At 70.0% G+C, this 21,562-nt stretch carries 11 protein-coding genes and 1 tRNA gene; 5 read left to right on the top strand and 7 right to left on the bottom strand.

Annotation, left to right across the window (positions count from 1 at the left end):
• The first annotated feature begins 26 nt into the window (after positions 1-26).
• Both glpR and ACIRJT_RS12395 read left to right on the top strand, forming a co-directional pair.
• Entirely contained in the window at positions 27-1,253 is a 1,227-nt protein-coding gene (gene glpR / locus ACIRJT_RS12390; protein ID WP_403907815.1) for a gephyrin-like molybdotransferase receptor GlpR, read from the top strand.
• Between the two features lie 98 nt (positions 1,254-1,351).
• Positions 1,352-1,425: transfer RNA gene (locus ACIRJT_RS12395), tRNA-Ala, on the top strand.
• A gap of 1,033 nt (positions 1,426-2,458) precedes the next feature.
• Here the strand turns inward: ACIRJT_RS12395 and ACIRJT_RS12400 are convergent.
• The 6 genes from ACIRJT_RS12400 to ACIRJT_RS12425 form a co-directional block, all read right to left on the bottom strand.
• Positions 2,459-2,965: an NUDIX hydrolase gene (locus tag ACIRJT_RS12400; RefSeq protein ID WP_403907817.1), complete on the bottom strand. Its 507-nt coding sequence runs from the start codon at positions 2,963-2,965 to the stop codon at positions 2,459-2,461.
• Positions 2,966-3,330: 365 nt separating this feature from the next.
• Positions 3,331-4,026 (bottom strand): formyltransferase family protein, encoded by a 696-nt coding sequence (locus ACIRJT_RS12405; protein ID WP_403907819.1) that lies wholly within the window; start codon positions 4,024-4,026, stop codon positions 3,331-3,333.
• 40 nt (positions 4,027-4,066) lie between these two features.
• Positions 4,067-5,302, bottom strand: coding sequence for a cytochrome P450 (locus ACIRJT_RS12410; protein ID WP_403907821.1), 1,236 nt, complete (start codon positions 5,300-5,302; stop codon positions 4,067-4,069).
• Between the two features lie 3 nt (positions 5,303-5,305).
• Entirely contained in the window at positions 5,306-7,090 is a 1,785-nt protein-coding gene (locus tag ACIRJT_RS12415; RefSeq protein WP_403907823.1) for a beta-ketoacyl synthase N-terminal-like domain-containing protein, read from the bottom strand.
• Between the two features lie 35 nt (positions 7,091-7,125).
• Complete coding sequence (locus ACIRJT_RS12420) at positions 7,126-8,946, bottom strand: amino acid adenylation domain-containing protein (RefSeq protein WP_403907825.1); 1,821 nt, start codon at positions 8,944-8,946, stop codon at positions 7,126-7,128.
• A complete protein-coding gene (locus ACIRJT_RS12425) occupies positions 8,943-14,972 on the bottom strand; it encodes an acyltransferase domain-containing protein (RefSeq protein ID WP_403907827.1) in 6,030 nt (2,009 codons plus the stop codon). Before ACIRJT_RS12425 ends, ACIRJT_RS12420 begins: the two co-directional genes overlap by 4 nt.
• Before the next feature lie 1,072 nt (positions 14,973-16,044).
• Here ACIRJT_RS12425 and ACIRJT_RS12430 point away from each other — a divergent pair.
• The 3 genes from ACIRJT_RS12430 (at position 16,045) to ACIRJT_RS12440 (ending at position 19,937) form a co-directional block, all read left to right on the top strand.
• Positions 16,045-17,391: an MFS transporter gene (locus ACIRJT_RS12430; RefSeq protein ID WP_403907829.1), complete on the top strand. Its 1,347-nt coding sequence runs from the start codon at positions 16,045-16,047 to the stop codon at positions 17,389-17,391.
• A 30-nt stretch (positions 17,392-17,421) separates the two neighbouring features.
• Positions 17,422-18,669, top strand: coding sequence for an aldehyde dehydrogenase family protein (locus tag ACIRJT_RS12435; RefSeq protein WP_403907831.1), 1,248 nt, complete (start codon positions 17,422-17,424; stop codon positions 18,667-18,669).
• Between the two features lie 278 nt (positions 18,670-18,947).
• Positions 18,948-19,937 (top strand): LuxR C-terminal-related transcriptional regulator, encoded by a 990-nt coding sequence (locus ACIRJT_RS12440; protein WP_403907833.1) that lies wholly within the window; start codon positions 18,948-18,950, stop codon positions 19,935-19,937.
• Between the two features lie 324 nt (positions 19,938-20,261).
• On the opposite strand, the gene ACIRJT_RS12445 is transcribed toward ACIRJT_RS12440, so the two are convergent.
• Positions 20,262-21,551, bottom strand: a complete 1,290-nt coding sequence (locus ACIRJT_RS12445; RefSeq protein ID WP_403907835.1) for an ATP-grasp domain-containing protein — start codon at positions 21,549-21,551, stop codon at positions 20,262-20,264.
• Positions 21,552-21,562 lie beyond the last annotated feature (11 nt).

Consider the following 21,562-nt stretch of genomic DNA (forward strand, 5'->3'; position numbering starts at 1 on the left):
CGTGCAAACCCCTCTACGGTGTGAGCGTGAGCAGCAGCGGCCTCATCTACGCAGTCATCGTCGGGGCCTGGGCCGCCTACTTGGTGCCGATGTGGCTCCGCAGGCAGGACGAGCTCAACGAAGCCCGTCCGACGGAACGCTTCAGCACCGCCATCCGGCTGCTGTCCGGACGGGCGGCGATGGAGCGCCGGTACGCCAAGGAGCTGCGTGAGCGCACCGCCGAGGAGGCGGCGCCCGACGTCGACCCGGACCGGGAAACGGACCGTATGGAATCCGTGGACGTCCGGGCCTTCGCCGCGCCTCCGGCGCACACCGAAGCCAGGCTGGCCGATCCGGCGCACACGCCCGAGCGCGCCCCGGAACACCAGCCCCCCGACCGCCCGGCGCACGACCGGCAGCCGCACGACCGGCGGGCGGGGCATCAGCCCCCGGAGCGTCAGACGCACGAACGCCGGTCCGGCGAGCGTCCCGCGGAACACCTCCCTCACGCCCGTCGCCGTCTCGGCTCCGGCGCGGCCGACGCCGAGCGGGCCCGGCGCGCCCAGCGCTCCCAGGTCCTGGCGCGGCGCAGGCGGACCACCGTCGTCCTCTTCCTGGCCTTCACGCTCGGAGCGGTCGTCGCGGCGGTCGGCGGCCTCGGCTTCCTGTGGGCGCCCGCGGTGCCTGCCGTGCTGCTGAGCACGTACATCGTGCATCTGCGCGCCCAGGAACGCCGGCGGTTCGCCTTCACCATGGACCGCCGCCGCGCCGAGGTCGCGGCACAGCGGCTGCGCGAGAACCGCCCCCGCAGGCACCAGCCCGCGGCCCCCGCACCCGCCGAGCCCGACGACGACTCCGAAACGCACCACCCGGAGCCGGAGCCCACGCCCACGGTCTCCCCCCAGGAGGCCGGCCGCCGCGCCCTCGTCGAGCAGACGGACCACGCGGAGTGGGTGGACCAGCAGCGCGAGCGCGGTCGTGTCCAGGGCGACAGCTGGGAGCCCGTTCCCGTACCGCTGCCCACCTACGTCACCGCGCCCGTCGCCCCCCGGGCCACGGGCGGCGTGGAGGTCGGCGACCCGGAGACGTGGAGTGCGGCCCGCTCCAGCACGGCCGAGCCCACCCAGACGGGCACCTCGCACCCCGCCACCCCGGCGGTCGACCCGGCCCCGCGCCAGCGCACGAACCAGTCCCGCCGCCACCGCGACCGGGGTCGGACCCCGCTCTTCGACCAGTACGACGACGAGGACCGGCCGCGCGCCGCCAACGAGTGAGGCGGCGGGCGGAGCCCGGAAATCCCGACGCCGCTGACCAGCGGAGGAACGGATTTCCGAGCACCCCTGTAGGGGTGCTAGAGTTTCACACGTCGCAAGGGCCTGTGGCGCAGTCTGGTAGCGCACCTCGTTCGCATCGAGGGGGTCTGGGGTTCAAATCCCCACAGGTCCACAAGACAAGGGCCGTTCGCGAGTTATCTCGTGAAGGGTTTGCGAGATCCCGTCCAGTTACTTCAACTGGGCGGGATTTCGTGGTTTTCGGGCTTGGTGCGACGCGGATGCCGCTCGGGGAAGCCCGGTTCGGTAGCCGGGCGCCCCAGCGCCAGCGGTTACATGCCCTGCTGGCCATGGGCTCGCACAGCTGGAGGCCTGGTTCCCGGCGATCACTCAGGAAGCTGGTCGATGGTGGGGCGCCGCTCGGCGAGGGCGACGACGTGCGGTTCTCCGTGGATGGCCGACTCAAGGCTCCCGTGGGCGGTGCACGCATGCTCGGGGTCACGCGACCGTTCCTGGAGACACCTGCGCCGCCGGGTCACGAGCCTCAAGAACGTCCGTATCCTCCGCCTGCAAGCCCGGGGGCTCGTCTTCGATGTGGCCGGGTGGCCGGCGTGGTCACGGCGGCTCCTGACGGTACGTGCAGCGAAGTGATCGACGCAGGGCTCGTCGTTGACGCCATGGGCCGGTCGAGCCGACTGGGCGCCTGGTTGGCCCAGCACGGCTGGGAGGGTCCGGCGACCGACCGTATGCACATCGATCTGGGCTGTGCCACGGCCGCCTTCGAGCGCGGCAGCGAACTCGGCGGTACGGTCATCGCCCACTCCAGCCCCGGTCCCGCGAGCGGCTATCTCCCGACGCTGACCGAGGCAGGCGCGCTCGCCGCCGTCGAGGGAGATCGTTGGGCGGTGGTCCTGGCGGGCTATGCCCATCACCGGCCCGGAACCGACGCTGACGCCTTCATGGCCCGGATGCTCCGGTGTGTCGACCCGCCTGCCGGATTGACGCTGCACAGGGCATCTCCGCGAAGAGCGAATCGGCCCGAACTCCCTGCGCGGACCGCTGCGTCTTTCCGGCGTGAGATGGCCGCCGGGTTCGGCATGCCCGTAGGTAGCGTCCACGCCTGCACGGCCGCGGTCGTGAGGCTCCTCGCCGATGGGGCGCTGGGTCTGCTCGAGACTCTGCGTGCAGGCGAGCTCACACCGACAGGCTCACTGAGCGGCGTCCATGGTCAGTTCCAGGTAGTGGCGGTAGGCATCGCGGCTGTCGGACACGAACTTCCAGCTCGTCATCGCGTCCCTCAGCTCAGTACCGGACAGCCAGCCGTGCCACGCCACTTCGGCCGCCTGCGGGGCTACCGACCCCTGGTCGACGGTGGCTTCGTGTACGGAGAACCAGTAGGGGCTCAGCTCGCCCCGGCACAGGAACTTGAACAGCGGGCGTACGGATGCCCGGACCCCCATCTCTTCGAGGAGTTCACGGCCGGCAGCCTCCGCGTACGACTCCCCCGTATGCACAGCACCGGCGACCAGCCAGCTGTACTCGCCCGGGAAGCGCGAGCTGCTCTCGGGCCGCCGGTGCACGAGATAGCGACCCGCCTCGTCCCGACACAGGACCATGGACATGCGGTACAGCAATCCAGCCGCTACAGCCTCACTTCGATCCACCACGCCGATGACCCGGTCACGCTCGTCGACACAATCCACAAGTTCAGCCATGGTCCCGATACTTCATCATGGGCTCCGTGCGGCACCAGAGGCCCGTGCGGTGGTGACACGGCATGCGGCGCCGGCGCCGGGGTGCCGGCAGGGCCGTTGGGTATCGCTTCGCCGGTGGCTTGATCCGAATCGCCGTGGGTCCAGCGCAGGTTGACGAGGTCGAACTCGGGATGTCGTACCGCTGATCCGGCAGGGCTGATGGGGGCGGACGCGCTCGTGAACGCCCGGCGGGGCAGGGGCCGTTCACGGGTTCCTCCCGGGAACGGTTCACGACATCCCGGTCAGACGGCCATCGTCCGACCGGGATCCCGTGCTTACGGGGCTCGGCGCCCTGAGGAGACGCGCGGCCGACCGGCCCCAGGGCGTCACTGAGCGTGGATGGCCCACCTGCTGCCGTCGACCGACGTCGTTCCGGGCAGCGCGATGAGTTCGGGTTTGAACAGCGGCGGCGCGCCCATCGCGGGCTCCCAGGTCGCCAACGACTCGTCCTGCGGGACCTCGACCAGCCTGCCCTTGGCCAGGTCGGTGACCACTCTCAGCAGCAACCGCACACCGAGCGGGGCCAGATGATCGCGCCACAGGCTCTGCGCGGTCGAGCCCGGAGGGACGAACAGGTGCTCCTGAGCGGCGAGCGGACCGCCGTCGGTGCGCTCGGTGAGGTGGTAGACGCTGCCGCCCGTGACCTTGTCACCGTCGCGGATCGTCCATCGGATCGCGTCCCGCCCGCGGTGCAGGGGCAGCAGGCTGGGGTGGTAGCCGATGGTGGCGACAGCGGCCCTGGCACGCGTCCGACGGCCGATGAAGGCGTGGGAGTGCGCGGCGACGATGACATCGACCCCGTCGGGGACATGCGTCGCACGCAACTCCTCCGAGTCCGTCCAGGGGATGCTCCTGGGGTAGGCCCAGGAGCGCAGGCGGTCCCAGGCCAACGTGTTGTTCTCGTCGGAATGCCCCTGGCGGAGCCGCGGGGCGGCCGCGCCGACGATCTGGTGCCCCTCCTCCAGCAGGGCGTCCGCGACCTGCACCGCGAATGCCCCTCGTCCTGAAATGTAGATGTTCACTCGCGCTCCAAGCGGTCGCTGGTCGGGGAGGGGCTACCGTTCATCGGCCGGTGTCCTCCAGTCCGGAGTGGTCGGGACGAAACCGCACCGGCATCGTGGAGAACCCGGTCAGGAAGTTGGACCGGATGCGCTGCGGCTCGCCGGTCAGCTCGAATCCGGTGGTGAAGTCCCGGAGGGCCAGGAGCAGTTCGGCGATCTCCACCTTGGCCAGGTACGAGCCGATGCAGAAGTGCGGGCCGTAGCCGAAGGCCAGGTGCTTGTTGGGGGTTCGGCCGAGGTCGAACTCGCCGGGCCGGTCGAAGACCTGTTCGTCCCGGTTGCCGGAGGCGTGCCAGAGCGTGACGATCTCGCCCGGGCGCAGCCGTACCCCGTGCAGTTCGGTCTCCCTGACGGCGCTCCGCCCGAAGTGCATCGTGGGGGAGGCCCAGCGCAGCACCTCGTCCACGGTGGTGTCGATCGCGACCTCGCCGTGCTTGAGGCGCCGCCACTGCTCGGGCCGGCCCGCGAGGGTGTGTACGCAGTCGATCATCGTGAGGCGGCTGGTCTCGTCGCCGCCGATGATCAGGCTGTAGCAGTTGAGCACGACGTCCTCGTCGGACAGCGGCACCCCGTCGATGGAGCTGGCGATCAGCATGCTGATCACGTCCTCGCCCGGCGCCTCCCGCCGCTCCTCGACGATGTCCATGAAGTACATCAGGATCTCGTTGCGGGCCACCTCGGAGTCGACGTCGTCGACACCCTCGTCATCGGTCGACAGTGCGGTCTTCGTCAGGGAGAGGAGGAAGTCCCGGTCCTGTTCGGGGACGCCGAGCAGGCTGGAGATCGTGGTCATCGGGATGCGGCCGGCGATCTCCTCGGCGAACTCGCAGCCGCCGGACTCGACCGCCTCGCGGATCCACTTCCGGGTGTTGGCCCGCACGGTCCGTGCGACCTCGTCGAGCACCCTCGGGGAGAGCACCCGTTGAAGGATCTTGCGCAGCTCGTGGTGCCGGCGGCCGTCCGTGACGGCCAGCATCCGGCCGGCGCCGGCGTCACCGCCCTCCAGCAGCGTCACGAGCACGTTGCCGCGCTCGGAGGTGAAGTTCACGTCGTCCCGGTAGGTGGCCATGATGTCGGCGTAGCGGGAGAGCACCCAGAACCCTCGGCGACCGTCGACCGGAGGGTTCCAGTACACCGGGGCGTCGTCCCGCAGTGTGCGCCAGAACGCGTCGAGGTCGTGGTCCGCGAAGGTGTTCGGATCGCCCAGGTCCAGGGTGTCCAGTGCCGGTGTACCCACGGGTCACCAGTCCGTGCGCCAGAACCGGCGCGGCTGGAAGGGGTACGTGGGCAGGGGCACGCGGTGGCTGGCCTCGCCGAGGTGCAGGGAGCCGAAGTCCACCCGATGGCCGTTCACCCAGGCGGCGGCCAGATCGGACAGCGCCCGTACGTCCGTTCCGGACCGGACGATCCCGTTGTCGCCCCGCGAGAGGGAGTCCGTGTTCACCTGCGGCGCGCTGCCGGTCGTGACGGCCGGACCGCGGGGGACGTCGGAGGACAGGACCTCGATCAGCTCCTCACGGCTGCGGACCACAGCGGCCCACCGGCGCTCCATCACCTTGCGGCCCACGTTGAGGCTGAAGCAGATGTCGTCCAGACGCAGGTCGGGGTCGGCGATCAGCCAGTCCCTCAGCTTCGTACGCTGACGGGCCAGCGCGGCGTCGTCCAGGGCGGACAGCGTGGCCAGGCGCGGCCTCCCGGCGGCCTCGGGGGCGCGCTCGGTGACGGTCGGCGGCTCCTCCAGCACCAGGTGCGCGTTGTAGCCGCCGCCGCCGATCGAGGTGATGCCCGCGCGGCGCACGCCCGACTCCGGCTCCCAGTCCGCCGACTCCACCTGCGGCACGAACGGGGTGCTGGGGAGGTCGAGGTCCTCGTTGACCTCCGTCAGGTTGATCGTCGCCGCGAGCTTCTTGTGGTAGAGCGACATGACGGCCTTCATCGCGCCGAAGCCGCCCGACACCACACCGCCGTGGCCCACGTTGCCCTTGACCCCGCCGATCGAGGTGGTGCCGGTCTGCTTGCCGAACGCCATGCTCGCCGCGTGGACTTCGAGTTCGTCGGTCATCACCATGCCGAGGCCGTTGGCCTCGTACAGGGAGACGCTGTCCGGTGAGACGCCGCCGACCTCCATCGCGTTGGCGATGCACGCGCTCAGCCGCTCGGGCTGCGCCAGACCGTAGGCCATCGCACTGACGCCGTTGTTGTTGATGGCCGTGCCCTTGACCACGGCGTAGATGTGGTCGCGGTCGGTGACGGCCCGGTCCAGCGGCTTGAGCAGCAGCGTGACGACACCGCTGGACAGCGAGGTGCCGGTCCCCTTGGCGTCGAACGGGCGGCAGTGGCCGTCCTTGGACAGGACGCGGTTCTCCTCCCACAGGTGACCGCGGGGGTGCGGCAGACGGACCATCGCTCCACCGGCGATCGCCATGTCGGTCTGGCCGAGCAGCAGGGACTGGCAGGCCAGGTGTACCGCGTAGTGGAAGCCGGCGCAGACGGCGGCGACGGTGACGGCCTCGCCGGTGAGCCCCAGGTAGTACAGCGCGTTGGACGTCATGGTGTCCGGCGACCAGGCCAGACTCGCCTCGATCGCCTCGGGCCCGACGGAGACCCGGTCCGGCGGAGAGCTGTAGAGCGCCGCGGTCTGCGGGTTGTTGGCGCCGTACATGCCTATCTCGGCATCGACCCGTTCCGGGTCGTAACCGCCGTCCTCCAGCGACTCCCACGCGCTCTCCAGGAAGAGGCGGTTCTCCGGGGTCATCGCCTTCGCCATCCGGTCGCTGATGCCGAACACCGACGGGTCGAACTGGTCGTACCCTTCGAGCACACCGCAGGCCCGTACGTAGAACGGGCTGTGGATCAAGGTCTCGTCGACCAGGATCTCGTCCTTGGTCAGGAACGACACGGACTCCCTGCCGTGCACGAGGTTGTCCCAGAACTGCTGCTTGTCACGGGCGCCGGGGGCCCGGAGCGACATGCCGATGATGGCCACGTCGCCCGGGTCGTACTCCTGCTGGGGCGTTTCGGTCATGGGAAGGCTCCTGCTTCGGGTCGGGTGGCGGTGGCTCAGCTGCCGCTGGAGGTGGAGCGGCCGCGCAGGGCGGCGCGGCGGGTGCCGGCGCGGAGGCGGGCCGACCGGACGATCTCGGGGGTCTCGCCGCTCTCGTCGTCGAGCCAGCGGGCGAGGGAGGAGATGTCACGGAAGCTGAACAGGTCGGGCACACGGACGCGCCGGTCGAACCGCCGGGTCATCAGCCGGGCCAGCCGGACCAGCAGCAGCGAGTCGCCGCCGAGGTCGTAGAAGGCGGCCTGTACGTCGATGCCCGCCGGATCGAGGCCGAGCAGCTCGCCCCAGATCTCCGCCAGCGCCACCTCGGTCGGCGTACCGGCGACGGAGGCGGGCCGGCCGGGTTCGTCGGCGGGCGGCTCGGGAAGCGCTGTGCGGTCGAGCTTCCCGCCGGGCGCCAGCGGGAGGGCGGCCAGGAAGACGACCGTCGCCGGCACCATGTACTCGGGCAGCTCGCCGGAGAGCCGGCCGATGACGGCGGTCCGGAGTCCGGTGTCCAGCCAGACGCCGTCCCGCAGAGCGCCCTGGGGCACGGCGTAACCGATGAGCCGGTTGTCCCGTACGACGGCGGCGGCTTCCCGGACCTCGGGGCAGCCGGTCAGCCGGGCCTCGACCTCTTCCAGCTCGATGCGGAAGCCGCGCAGCTTGACCTGGTGGTCGGTGCGGCCGCCGAACTGGAGCTCGCCGTCCTCGGTGTACGTGACGATGTCACCGGTGCGGTACATGAGTTCGCCGTCCACGAACGGGTCCCGCACGAACCGTTCCGCCGTGGCCTCCGGCCGGTTGACATACCCGTGGGCCAGGCCGGCGCCACCGATGAAGAGCTCGCCGGACACGCCGGCCGGCACCTTCTTCAGGTCCTCGTCGAGCACGTAGGCGCGGGCGCTGACCGACGGCGTGCCGATGGTGGGTTCACCGGTCTCGTCCTCGCGCACCCACTTGTGCGAGCAGAAGACGGTGCCTTCGGTGGGTCCGTAGGCGTTGTACACCCGGTCGGCGCTGGTCTCCCGGTACGCCCGGTCCACCAGCTTGCGCCGCAGGGGTTCGCCGCCGAACACGACCGTGCGGACGTTCGGTGGCAGGGCTCCGGCGTCCAGCAGGCCGTTCATCACCGACGGGACGACGTTGAGGTGCGTGATCCGGTCGGCGTACGGGCTGTCCGGCAGGTGCACGGCGCTCTCCACCAGGATGACGGCGCCGCCCCGGCACAACGCGGCGAAGATCTCCATCACGGACATGTCGAAGCAGACCGAGCTGGCCGCCGAGACGCCGCTCAGGTCGCGGCCCTCGAAGACGCGGTCCATCTCCGACAGCATGGCGACGCAGCCGCTGTGGTGGATGGCCACGCCCTTCGGCCGGCCGGTGGACCCCGAGGTGTAGATGATGTACGCGGTGTCGCCGGGCACGACCGGCACGGGCCGCTCGCCCGGTTCGGTCCGCACGGTCGCGTCGAGCACGACCACCGTCGGGCCGGCCGGGCAGTTGGCCCGGGAGGCGGGCGTCGTCAGCAGCAGGTGGGTGCCGCTGTCCTGGACCATGAAGTCCAGTCGTTCCGCTGGATAGTTCGGGTCCAGCGGCAGGTAGCAGGAGCCGGCGCGCAGGATGGCCAGGATGCCGACGAGCAGGTCGGGTGTGCGCTCGACGCAGATGCCGACCGGGACTCCGGGGCCGGCGCCCTCGGCGACGAGCCGTTCGGCCAGCGTCCGGGACCGCTCGTCCAGTTCGCCGTAGTTGAGGATGCCGGCCTCGGAGTAGACCGCGGTGGCCCCGGGGTTCTTGACCGCTTGCTCGATGAACTCGGCGTGCAGAGCTTCGGTCACCGGTCTGTCTCCTCGGCGCCGGCGCCCGGTGCGATGTCCGCGAGCGGCAGGTCGGGTCGGGCGATCGAGTCGAAAAGCACAGTGCGGTAGAGCGTGAGCAGTGCCGTCACGGTCTGCCTCTCCAGGTAGCTTGGTTTGTACTGGATGTGGCCGACGACCTCGCCGTCGATGTCGGCCATCGAGATCTCCAGGTCGAATTTGGCGAGGTGCCTGCGTACCTGGAGCGGTTCGAGCGGCAGGGCGCTGTCGGGGGCGATGGTCTCGCCGAGGCCGTGGAAGAGCTTGACCGACCGGGGGAACGCGTCCGAGGAGAGCCAGTTCACCACCACGTCGAACCACGGGGAGCGGCCCTCGGCCCTGGTCGGCTTCAGCGTGGAGGCCAACAGGTCCAGCGGGTAGTTCATGTGCTCCAGCAGGCCGAGCGAGAAGGCGTGGACCTCGGCCAGCAGGTCGCGGAAGCTGCGCTCACCGGTGGGACGCGCCCGTACCAGCACGGTGTTCAGGTAGTAGCCGATGGCGGATTCCCAGCCTGGTTCCCCGCGTTGGGCGATGGCGGTGGCGAGCACGGAGTCCTCGGCTCCGGCCGCACGGTTCAGCGTGGCGAAGAATCCGGCGAGCACGACGGTGCTGATCGATACGCCCTCGCGTACCGCGAACTCCCGGAGCAGCCGCGTCTCCTCGGCGCTCCAGCGCAGGTACAGGTCGCGGCCCTCATAGGTGACGCCGGGCGGGCGCTCCTTGGTGGACAGGTCGAGGTGGGCGGGCGGGTCGGCCAGCTCGCGCGACCACCAGTCCAGCGCCGCCTCGGCGGCCGGACCGGCCAGCCACTGCCGCTCCCACTCGACGAACTCCGTGTAGGGGGCGACTGGTTCGCGTGCGGCGAGGTCGACGCCCGCGTAGTGCTCCTGGAGTTCACGGATCATGACGTCGGCCGAGGCCGCGTCCGACGCGATGTGGTGCACGAGCACCAGCAGGTAGTGGTCCGCCGGCCCCCGCGCCATCAGCACCACCCTGACCAGCGGGCCGTTGTCCAGGTCCAGTGGCAGGTGCCCGTACTCGGCCAGCTCCTCGCGGGCCTGTTCGTCGTCCAGGTCCGTGCTGTCCACGACGAGAAACTCGTACTGCGGTTCCTCCAGGATGACTTGGTGAGGCCTTCCGCCCGCCTCGACGAAGAGGGTGCGCAGGGCGGGGTGCCGCTCCATCACCGCCCGTACGGCGGCGTCGAGCCTCTGCTCGTCGACCGCGGTCCTGATCCGGGCGGCCACCATGAAGTTGTAGGGCACGGCGTCGGGTGAGATCTGCTGCATGAACCACAGTGAGGCCTGGCCGTGCGACGCCGGCGCCACGTGCAGGCCGAGGCCGCCGCCGCGCAGTTGCTCCGACGCCGGTACGTCGGTGGTCTCCAGGAAGCCGCGCGCGGCCAGCTCCTCGACCAGCTCCTCGGTGTCCAGCTCGGAGAGGTCGTCGAGGTAGGACCGGGTCTGCTCGGTCCCGGATGCCCGCACGGGTGCGGCCTCCGGTAGCGGCGCCGGTACGGCTTCGGGTGCCGGAGCCGTCGTGGCCGCGGCGGTCGTGGCCGACCCGCCGACGGTCTCGGCGAAGTGGCCGACGACCTCGGACAGGGGCCGGCCGTCCAGGAAGACGACGGGCGACACCCGGTGGCCGAACAGCGACTGGAGCCGGTTGACCAGCCGGATCGCCAGCATCGAGTCGAGGCCGAAGTCGCGCAGGCTCGCGTTTTCGTCGAACCTGTTCGCCGGTACGCCCAGCGCGTCGGCGATCTCACCGAGGACGACGTCCTCCAGCGACCTGCTCTCCACGGGAGGGGCCACGGCCACGGCCTCGGCCACGACGACGGGGGCCGGTGCGGCGACCGTCGCCGCGACGGCCCGGGGGCTGGGCGCGGTGTCCAGCCAGTAGCGTTCCTTCTGCCACTGCACGAGCGGGGTCTCCACGACCTCGACGTCGTCGGTGAACAACGAGTCGTAGGTCAGCGGGAGGCCCCTGACGAACAGCGACGCGGCCGCACCCAGCAGGCAGCGGACGTCACTCCCGTCGCGGCGCTGGGAGTTGATCGCGTGCACCTGGGCGCCACGTGTCAGCGCGATCTCCTCGACCGAGCCGCGCAGGGTCTCGTGCGGGCCGATCTCGATGAACGTGCCGACACCCTCGTCGACCAGCGCGCCGATCGTCTCGGCGAACCGGACCTGGTTGCGCAGGTTGTGCACCCAGTACTCGACGTCGGCGACCGGGTCCACGGCGCCGGCCAGTGCCGTGGAGCGGAATTCGATGGTGTTCGCCAGCGGGGTGATGCCGTCGATGAGCTCGCGCAGGGGTTCGAGCAGCGAGTCCATGCCCGGGCTGTGCACCGGCCGTTCGACCCGGATCCTCCGGGTCGGGATCCCCGCCCGCTCGAGGTCGGACTCCAGGGCGTCGATGGCCTCGGGCGAGCCGGACACCGCCGCGCTGGTGGGGCTGTTCACCACGGCGATGGCCGCGTGCTCGGCGTACGGGGCGATCCTGGGCAGCAGTTCCCGCTCCGGCAGATCGACCGAGATCATGGCACCGGACGCCGCCTTGCGCTCCAGCAGGTGCGACCGGGCGACCACGACACGGGCGGCGTCGTCCAGCGACAGCGAGCCGGCGACACACGCGGCCGCGACCTCGCCGAGGCTGTGCCCGACGACGGCGGTCGGCCGGATGCCGAGTTCCAGCCAGACCTTCGCCAGCGACACCTGGAGGGCGAACAGGACCGGCTGCTGGAAGTCCATCTCCTCGTACCGGGACTCCTCGGCCGGGGCGGCGAGCTGGTCGAGCACCGAGCTGCCGCCGGCCGCGCGCACGGCGGCGTCGCAGGCCCGCATCCACCCGCGGAATCCGGCGTGCGAGTCCAGGAGTTCCCGGCCCATGCCGACCCACTGGGTGCCGCCGCCGGAGAACACCAGGGCCACACGGCGGTCGGTGCTGGCCGCGACCGTGCCCGTGAGGACGTCCGGGTGCGGCTCGCCGGCGGCCACCCGGGCGAGCCCGTCCAGGAGCTCTTGGCGGTTGCGGACGAGCAGCGCCGTCCGGTGGTTGTGGTGAGCGCGTCTGGTCGTGAGCGTGTAGGCCAGGTCGGAGACCCGTAGGCCCGTGTCCCGCTCGACATGGCTGGACAGCTCACGGCAGGTGTCGGCCAGCGCGGCGGCCGTGCGGGCCGTGACGGGCACGAGCTGGGTCTGCTCGTCGGCCGCGATGTGGCCCTGGCCGGGCGGGACATGGCGTCCGCGGTCGCCCGCGAGGAACGGGCCGGGGGTGACGGGGTGGCCGGCGGTGTACAGCGCGCCGAGCGAGCTGAGCAGGGTCCAGGACTCGTCGGTGCCGCGCCGCAGCGAGGGCAGGGTGGTCGCCGTCAGGATCTCCGACACGGACTTGAGCAGGACAGGATGCGGGCTGATCTCGATCACCGCGTCGACGTCGTGGTCGCGCAGGGCCTTCAGGGCGTCGACCAGCCGGATCTCCTGGCGCAGGTTCTCCGCCCAGTAGTCCGGTCCGAGCTCCGCGCCGTCGACGAGTTCACCGGTGACCGTCGAGATCATCGGGATGCGCGTGGTGCGCGGCGTGATGCCGTCGAGCTCGGCCTTCAGCGGGGCGAGGACGTGGTCGACCAGCGGCGAGTGCGGCGCGTGCCCCATCCGCACCTGGTGGCTCGTGATGCCCTCCTCGGTCAGCCGCTGGACCAGTCCTTCGATCTCCTGCGGGGTACCGGTGACCAGGGTGGAGTTCAGGCCGTTGTGGCCGGCGACGGTGAGCTGACCGGTCAGGTACCGCGCGGAGACCTCCGCGTCGGCCATCACCACGATGCCGTCGCCGCGTCCGACGGCGAGCTGCTGGAGGAGGCGGCCGTGGTGGGCGGCCAGCCGGGAGGCGTCCTCGAAGTCGAGCGCCCCGGCGATGTGGGAGGCGGCGAACTCACCGACGCTCTGTCCCGTGACGACGTCCGGCTCCACCCCCAACGAGCGCCAGGTGTCGGCGAGGGCGACCTGGAGGGAGAACAGCAGCGGCTGGAAGACGTCCATGTCGTCGATCCGGCCGTCGGGTGCCAGCATCTGGTCGACGACCGAGAAGCCCAGCAGCTCCCGCATCCGCTTGTCCGAGCGCATCAGCGACCGCCGGAACACGGGGTTGCCGGCGAGCAGTTGCCGGCCCATGCCCACCCACTGCGAGCCGTTGCCCGAGAACAGGAACGCCACCCGCGGCCTGCGGGCGGCCGGCTCCCCGACACTCATCCCGGCCGTGGGCGCGCCGGTGGCGAGGGAGCCCAGCTGCGCCCTGAGCTCGGTCATGTCGCGGGCGGCGGCCGCGAGCCGGAACCCGCCGTCGCCGGGGCTCTGCCGGCACACCGTCCGCAGATCGGTCTCCGCGCACAGCGCCGCGGCCCGCTCGGCCAGCGCTTCCTTCGACTCCGCGGCCAGCAGGAGGAGTGAGCCCTCGGGACGCGGCAGCTCCTCGACGACGACGTGACTGATCGCGCCGCCGAAGCCGAACGAGCTGACGCCCCCGCGGCGGGCGTCGGACCGGCGGGGCCAGGCCGTCAACCGGTCCTGGACGGTGAGGTTGTACTCGTCGAACATGATCTGCGGGTTGGGAGTGGCGTAGTGCAGGCTCGGCGGCAGCACGCCGTTGCGGATCGACAGGGCGAGCTTGACCAGGCCGACGATGCCGGCCGCCGCCTCCAGATGCCCGACGTTGGACTTGACGGAACCGAGCCGCAGCGGATACCCGCGGTCACCGCCCAGCACCGCGCCGATGGCGTTGGCCTCGATCGGGTCGCCCAGCGGCGTCGCGGAGCCATGGCACTCGATGTAGTCGACCTGGGAGGGTGCGATGCCGGCCCGGCGGTAGGCGTTGCGGAGCATCAGCTCCTGCGCCTGGGGGTTCGGCGCGGTCATGCCGTTGCTCAGACCGTCGTTCTGGGAGGAGCTGCCCTTGATCACGCAGTACACCGGCAGCTCGCGTTCGAGGGCCACGCTCAGCGGGGCGAGCACGACGACCCCGGCGCCCTCGCCGCGTACGTAGCCGTTGGCCCGGGCGTCGAACGACTTGCAGCGGCCGTCCGGGGCGAGCGCGCCCATCGCGTCCATGGCGGTGTAGTAGTCGGAGACGAAGCTCAGGTTCACACCGCCGGCCAGCACCAGTTCGCTCTCGCCCATCCAGATGGACTGGCATCCCGCGTGCACCGAGACCAGCGATCCGGCGCAGGCGGCGTCGATGGCCATGCTGGGGCCCTGCAGGCCGAGGACGTAGGAGACGCGGTTGGCGATGATGCCGTCGTGCATGCCCGTCGCGGTGTGCGGGGTGATCTGGGCATCGGGGCCGCGATAGTGCGCCAGGGCCGCGTAGTCGCCCCAGCAGGAGGCCATGAACACGCCGGTCTCGGTGCCGATGAGGCTGTCGGGCGCGACCCCCGCGTCCTCCAGCGCCTCCCAGGCCAGCTCCAGGATCAGGCGCTGCTGCGGGTCCATCTGGACCGCTTCGCGGGGGGAGATGTTGAAGAACAGCGGATCGAACTGGTCGATGCCGTCGATGAACCCGCCCCACCGCGCACTGTCGCCCAGGAGTTCGCGCCGCGCCGCCGGCACCGCGCCGACGGCGTCGCGGCCCTCCGACAGCAGCTGCCAGAACGCGGTCGGATCCGGTCCGCCGGGGAACCGGCAACCGATGCCGACGATGGCGATGGGCTCGTGCACGGCCGCCCGGCGATCGCCGGCCGACGCGGTCTCCGCGGCGCGTGGACCGTCGAGCAGGGCCCGGGACAGCTCGTCGACGGTCGGGTACTGCCACATCCAGGTGACCGGCACGCGCCGGCCGAGGAACTCGGACAGCGAGGTGGCGACGGCCGTCAGCTTCAGCGAGTCCAGACCGTACTGGTGCATCGGAACATAGCGATCCACCGCATCCTTGGATACGCCCATCAGCTCGGCAATGCGAGAAACAATGAAATCTGTTGTGGCGCGTTGATCTCGCGCTCCGAGCTCCTGGGGCATTTCGGCTCCTCGGCAGGGATGTTTATGGGGTGCGGCCAGAGCTCGCGGCCGATGGTCAAAGGGCGCGGAAACTCCGTCAACTGTGCGACAGAGAAGAGGTCGAAACGATGACGGCACTCAGGTGGCCGAGCCGGCTCGCCGGAGCGGTCGGCTATGCGGATGGTGTGAACGGGAGAATTCGCTACGCCATGTCGAGTGCTGCGCGGAGCCAGGAGGAAGTTTTCTCGGGAGAAGGGAACCCGTGTCCTGCCGGGTGGCCCTTCCCCTCCCGAACAGGAAGGCATGACTGCCCAAAGGTCAGTAAGCGCACTGAGACTCAACCCCCGTCAAGCCGTCCTGGCTGAACCCGATCGAGATCGGGTTCACGATCACTTCCCGGCAGTCCGGCTGCCGGGGTAAGTCATCCATCTCCTGGCCGAGCTGATCCGTGACCGCGTTGTCTCCGGAACAGGGCAGGCAGAGATCTTTACGCCCGTCAGCCGAAGCCGAGAACTGTGCGGACCGGTATGGGCGGGTCGAGAGTGGCTCGCTCACCCGCCGGGCTCAGAGTGCCATTCCGCGAATGGCGAGACAAGTGTGATTCGTGAGTAAGAAGGTGCGCTGGCCGAATCCAGCCCCTCGGGTGACTGATTTTCGCTCCCCCTCATCCGGCCGTGAGACGGTTCGGACGGCAAGGGCATCGGAGGCCGACTTCGTTCAACGCGAGACAACTCCGACGCGCCCCGGGCCCGTACCGGAAAATCGCCCGGATCGCAGGGGAATCCGCGACTCAATCGGTTCTGAACAACGAGGTCGCGGGGGAGTATCGGCGCAATTCCGGCGCGCTCTGGACAGCGGGCGACCGGCATTGCAAGCTGCTCGGCATGAAATCCGTGAACCACGAACCGGTGTCGGCCGAATCTGCCGTCATGCTGGCGAAAACCGGACAGATGGAACGCGCCATCGCACGGCAGGTCTTGGCCGTCGGGGGGACGTTATTCGGAAGTCCGCGTCGGCTTTTCCCGGCCGTGGCGCCCGGAGTGCGGGCCGACGCCGCCGGTATAGCCGTCGGCGCGTTCCCGGGCCGGCCCGTATGACCGGTACCGACGTGAAGCCGCAGCACCGCCCCGGCCTGGCGCTCGGCGTGCTGGCGGGGGCGCTCGCACTGGACGTGAGCGGTCTCGGGGTGCTCAACGCCGCCCTGCCGTCCATCGGAGCACGCTTCGACCTGGCCGACACCACGCTCCAGTGGGTCATGATCGCTTACGCGGTGACGTTCGCCGGCTTCCTGCTGGTGGGGGGCCGCCTCGCCGACGTGTTGGGCCGGCGAAGGGTGTTCGCCGCCGGTGTCGCCCTGTTCACCGTGGCCGCGCTGGCCGGAGCTCTCGCGCCGGACATCGCGGTGCTGCTCGGTGCGCGGGCGGTCCAGGGCATCGGCGCGGCCCTGTCGGGTCCGGCCGCGCTGGCCATGCTGACCGAGGTGTTCCCGGCGGGTCCGGCGCGGAACCGGGCGCTCAGCGTGTACGCCGCGGTGGGCGCGGCCAGCTTCAGCGGCGGGGTGCTGCTGGGCGGAGTGCTGACCCAGCTCCTCGGCTGGCGGTCGGTGCTGTGGTTCTCGGTCGTGGTGGGTGCGGCCGTGCTGGCCGTGACGCGGGCCGGCCTCCCCCGGGGCGTCGGGCGGGGTGGCAGGCTGGACCTGCCCGGCGCGATATCGGGGACGCTCGGTCTCACCCTGCTGGTCGTCGGGGTGAGCAGCAGCGGCACGTTGGCGTGGATCGCGGTCTGCGCCGCCGTGGCCTCGTTGACGGTCTTCGTCGTGTGCGAACACCGCACCGTCGACCCGGTGCTTCCTCTCGGCCTCTTCCGGATCTCATCGGTACGGGCAGCCAGCCTGGCGGCGTTCCTCCAGTACATGGGCTCGGTCGGCATGCTGTTCTTCGCGCCCCTGTATCTGCAGGGGATGCTGGACTACTCTCCGCTCGAGTCCGGTCTCGCCATGGTGCCGATGTCGCTGGCGGTGTTCCTCACCGCCAACTACGCCACCGGACGTCTGCTGGCCCGGTACGCTCCGCCCACCCTGATGGTCGTCGGGCTCCTCCTGATCGGCGGCGGAACGGCGCTGTGGATGAGCACGCCCCAGGACGGTGACTATCTGCTGCACGTGCTGCCCGGCCTGGTGGTCAGCGGCATCGGCCAGGGGCTGAACTTCCCCTCGATGACGTCCGCCGCGCTGTCCGGCGTCCCGCCGCACCAGCACGCGGTCGCCGGGGCGGTGAACGTCGTGGCCCAGCAGATCGGCGCCAGCGTCGGAGTGGCGGTCATGGTCCTGGTCGCGGCGACCAGCGGTGACGACCTCACCGGTTACCACCTCGCCTACCTCGCGGCCGGCATCGCCTGCGCGTTCGGTGCGGCGACCATCGCTTTCACGCGGCGGGCCTGACAGCAGGTCATCCCATTCGAGGAGGAAACCGTGCACGCTGCGTCTTCCGGCCGCCGGGTCACGGGCCCCGGGCTCGACCTGGACCACGTGGATCTCCTGTGTTCCACGTGGGCACAGTGGCTGCTGGACCGGTCGGAGGAACTGATCGGCGTGCTGACGGGCATGGCCACCAGGGACAGTGCTGTCGCCGAACTCAACTCCGCTGTCGACGTGTTGCGTGGCGGCCGGGAGGAGGTGGCGCGCTTCACCGGCCGGTGCGGGGGTCGCGTCTGTACCTTCCTGCCGTCGAACAACGTGCTCTACTCGTATGTTCTCTTCGGCCTGATGCCCGGACTGTGGAGCGACGAGGTGTTGCTACGGCCGTCGGCGCGGACCCGGGACGTGGTGATTCCCCTCCAGGAGCTGCTGCGGGACCTGCCCAACAGCCCGGTCTCCCTGGTGGACGTCTCCCAGCGGAACTTCGTGGAACTGTGCCGCGCCGCCGGGATGGTGGTCTTCACCGGGCGCTACGAGAACCTGCTCCACATCAGGGAATCGATCCCCGCCGACATCCCCATACTCGGATTCGGGTCCGGCCCCAACCCCGTGGTGGCCGGGCCTCGTGCGGACGTCCCGGAAGTGGTCCGCGCGACGGTCGAGGCCCGTCTCTTCAACGGCGGACAGGACTGTCTCTGCCCCGACCTCCTGATCGCCCACACCTCGGTGTACCGGGAGATCGCGGAAGGGCTGTCCGCCGCCTTCGGCCGGGTTCCCCGTGCTCCCCGGGAGCGGACCGGCCTCGTCTCTCCCGCTCTCTTCTACGCCGATGCCTTCGACGCGGCCGCCGAGTTCGTCGAGAGGCATCGGGACAAGGTCCGCAGCGGTGGACATGTCGACGCGCACAGCCGCTGGTTGGAGCCCACCGTCCTTGAGTTCACGGACCTGGCGGAGACCCATCCGCCGGAACTCTTCTCCCCGGTCCTGTGCTTGGCCGGCTACTCGGAACCGTCCGAGGTCCGTGCCTGGCTGGAGAGCGGGACGGAAAAGGCACGCGGTATGTACGTCAGTGTGTACGGGGAGCCCGCGTTGTCCGACCCGGTCCTCGGGACGTCCCAGAACTGCGGTGCGCGCACCGCCCTCGATGCCGAGGACGGCAACCAGCCGTTCGGGGGCTACGGCGAACGAGCCAGCGCACGCTGGCAGAACGGAGAAGTGGTGGCGCGTCCCCTTCTCCTGTCCAGGGAAGCCGGCCGGCGGCCGGCGGGGGAGCCTTCCCGTACATCCGTCGCCGCCCGATGACCGACGCCGTCCGATTCACACCCCGCGACTTCTCTTGATTCGAGAGAATGGACTGGCGCGATTTCGCCCCTGGTGCGCTCGGTCGCTCTTGTGCCGCAACGCGGTCGTGGGAGGCCTGATTCGTACCGGCTCACATCGGGCACGGATGGGGACATAACGAGCCGAGAATCCCCAATGCTTGATGGGTGTTCACATGGGTGTGTAAGTTCGGTAAAAATTCGGCCACGTGGTCGTGAGTCCTCAGGGGGAAAACAATCATGGGAGAACAGGGGGGTGGGATGGATGAACTGGCTCGAATGCTGTACTGGACAGCGAACAAGCGGCAGGACTGGGATGCCACCGCGGTGGGCCCCGAGGTCGGGGCTGAGCCCTGGCGGGTCGAGCAGGCGGTCTGCAGGCTCGCCGATCTGGGGCTGCTCGCACCCGCTCCGGGCACGCCGTCGGGCTACGCCATCTCACGGCCCGAGCAGGCGCTGACCCGACTGCTCGCGCTCGAGGAGCAGATCCTTGAGGAAAGCAGAAGCCGCCTCGCCTGCAGTCGGGACATGATCCGGGTCCTGATGCGCAATTTCCCGGTGCGGAATCAGGCCGACACGGGAGCCCATGTCGAGCTGCTGCTGTCCGGTGGGGAGGTCAACTCCTTCATCGAGGAGCGGATGGACGGCATCGAACGCCGCCAGCTGGCCATGCACCCGGGCGGGGCGCCGCCGCAGAATCTGGCGGACGAGATGATTCTCCGCGATGCCGAGGTGATCTCCCGCGGTGTGGAGGTCAGGGCGCTGTATCCGCACCACATAGCGAACACCGACTATGTCAGGGACTATCTGGCGGAAGCCGCGCACCACGGCGCCGGCATCAGGCTCGCGCCCTATCTGCCTATTCGGATGATCCTGATGGACGAGCACCTCGCGGTACTCCCGATCGACCCCAAGGACTCGTCGAAAGGCGCCTTCGCGATCCAGAGCTGCGAGATGGTGCGTTGTCTCACGGAAATCTTCGAGTTCCACTGGCACTCCGCGTCTCCCTTTCAGGAGAGGTGCGAGGACGAGGCCGCCGATCGGCTCTCGCTGACCTCGCAGGAGCAGGCGATCGTCCGCATGCTCGCCATGGGGGCGAAGGACGAGGCGATCGCCCGGCAGCTGAGCATTTCTCCCCGCACACTCAGCCGGACGATCTCGGCGATGCTCGACCGGATCGGCGTGCAGAGCCGATTCCAGGTCGCTGTTCAGCTCGCCAAGGCCGGGCTGTTGGACACCCGGGACGATTGACGGACGAGGGCGTTCCGGGTCGGCGCGAACACCTGCGTGTTCTACGGGTAATTGCTTCGGTGAGGAAGACTCGTAAACCGCCGACCCGGCCCGCGCGAGATGCGAAGTGCTTTCCTACCACCAGCCGTTGATCATGGTGATGTTCTCCCCCTCGCCCCGTTCGAAGTGCGCCAATCCGTCGAAGTCTGTGTCCTGGAATTATCTTCCAATGCGGCGAGGTATTCCATGCTTTCCGCGAACCGGGGAACGTCGTGGCGTGCATACGACAGGAGCGGGTGGCGTCTCGCACAGTGAGACGCGGGCTTGACGGTCGTCGGGAGTGGCTCAGTCGACGGGTTCGACCTCGACCGTCAGCTCACGGCCCACCCGCGCGACGAGCGCGTCGAACTCCTCGGCCGTCTCGGCGCCCAGGATCACGAAGACGCACCACTCGGACGGATGGGAGAAGTCCACCACCGATCCGACGCGTGCCACGCGCTGTGCCTGCTGTACACCCTCGATCGCGAGCATCTCCTCCTCGGAGGGCAGGGCGGTGATACGCCCGGGACGGGCGGGCCGCAGGTGCACCGCGCCCACATACCGGTGCTTGCCCCGGGTCTCCCGCAGGGAGCCTCGCACCAGGCCCTCGCCGACCACCTGGAAGACGTCCCGGCCGAGGACCTCGGTCAGCATCGAGCCGACGTAGGCGCCGCCCAGCCGGGTGGCGATCTCGGAGAAGACCAGCTCGCCGTCCGGCTTCTCGAACAGCTCCAGATGGGTGACCGCCCGGTCGATGCCGAGCGCCCGGTTGACGTTGCGGTGCACATCGAGCACCTGCTTGTAGAGGTCCGGCGCGTCCTCGCGGCTGATCACGTAGCTGCCGTCGAGCGGGGTACCGGTCGCGGCCGTTGCGTCCTTCAGCCCTTCGAGGACCGACAGCACATTGACGAAGTAGGCGCTCACCACCAGGAAGAGGGGCTCGTCCCCGTCCCAGAGGGCGTCCACGTGGAGCTCACGGCCGACCACGAACTCCTCGGCGATGAGCTGACGGGACTTGAAGAACGGAATCGGATCGAGCGCCGAGAGGCGCGGCGCCAACTCCTCGGCGGACCGGACGGTGAACGTGCCGATGGTGCCGGCGCCCGCCACCGGCTTGACCACCACGGGGAACTCCAGCCGTTCGGTCACCGCGGCCAGGTCGTGCTCGTCCGAACGGTTCGGCAGACTGACCCAGTTGGCCGCGGCGATCCCCGCGGCGGCGACGCGCTGCTTCATCAGCCGCTTGTCGCGGAAGGCCACATGGTGCAGCGGGTCGTCGCTGTCCCCCAGCAGCGTGGACAGGTAGCCGGCACCGTACTGGCTGAACTCCGTGAAGCTCACGACCCGGTCGCCGGACACCCCTCGCAGGGACAGGTCTGCCGCCACGGACGCGATCTCCTCCAGGGAGTCGAACTCGCCGACCCGGTAGACCTTCGCCGCTCCCTTCAGGAGTTCCCAGTCGGGGCCCATGTGCTCCACGTCGAAGTCGTCCAGGATGACGTAGACCTCGGGCGTGTGCTCCAGCAGCGTGGCGATCAGGTCGTGGTTCCACTTGCAGACGATGACCTGCTCGGGCCGCTCCGCTGTGCTGTTCATTCTCTCTGGGG

This window comes from Streptomyces sp. NPDC102283, assembly GCF_044766265.1.
In the GTDB taxonomy this organism is placed as follows: domain Bacteria; phylum Actinomycetota; class Actinomycetes; order Streptomycetales; family Streptomycetaceae; genus Streptomyces.

Bases quoted from the DNA above. Each gene is read 5' to 3' on its own strand.
- ACIRJT_RS12400 (WP_403907817.1), bottom strand. From the start codon at position 2,965: ATGGCTGAACTTGTGGATTGTGTCGACGAGCGTGACCGGGTCATCGGC.
- ACIRJT_RS12415 (WP_403907823.1), bottom strand. From the start codon at position 7,090: ATGACCGAAACGCCCCAGCAGGAGTACGACCCGGGCGACGTGGCCATC.
- ACIRJT_RS12425 (WP_403907827.1), bottom strand. From the start codon at position 14,972: ATGCCCCAGGAGCTCGGAGCGCGAGATCAACGCGCCACAACAGATTTC.
- ACIRJT_RS12430 (WP_403907829.1), top strand. From the start codon at position 16,045: ATGACCGGTACCGACGTGAAGCCGCAGCACCGCCCCGGCCTGGCGCTC.
- ACIRJT_RS12440 (WP_403907833.1), top strand. From the start codon at position 18,948: ATGGATGAACTGGCTCGAATGCTGTACTGGACAGCGAACAAGCGGCAG.
- ACIRJT_RS12445 (WP_403907835.1), bottom strand. From the start codon at position 21,551: ATGAACAGCACAGCGGAGCGGCCCGAGCAGGTCATCGTCTGCAAGTGG.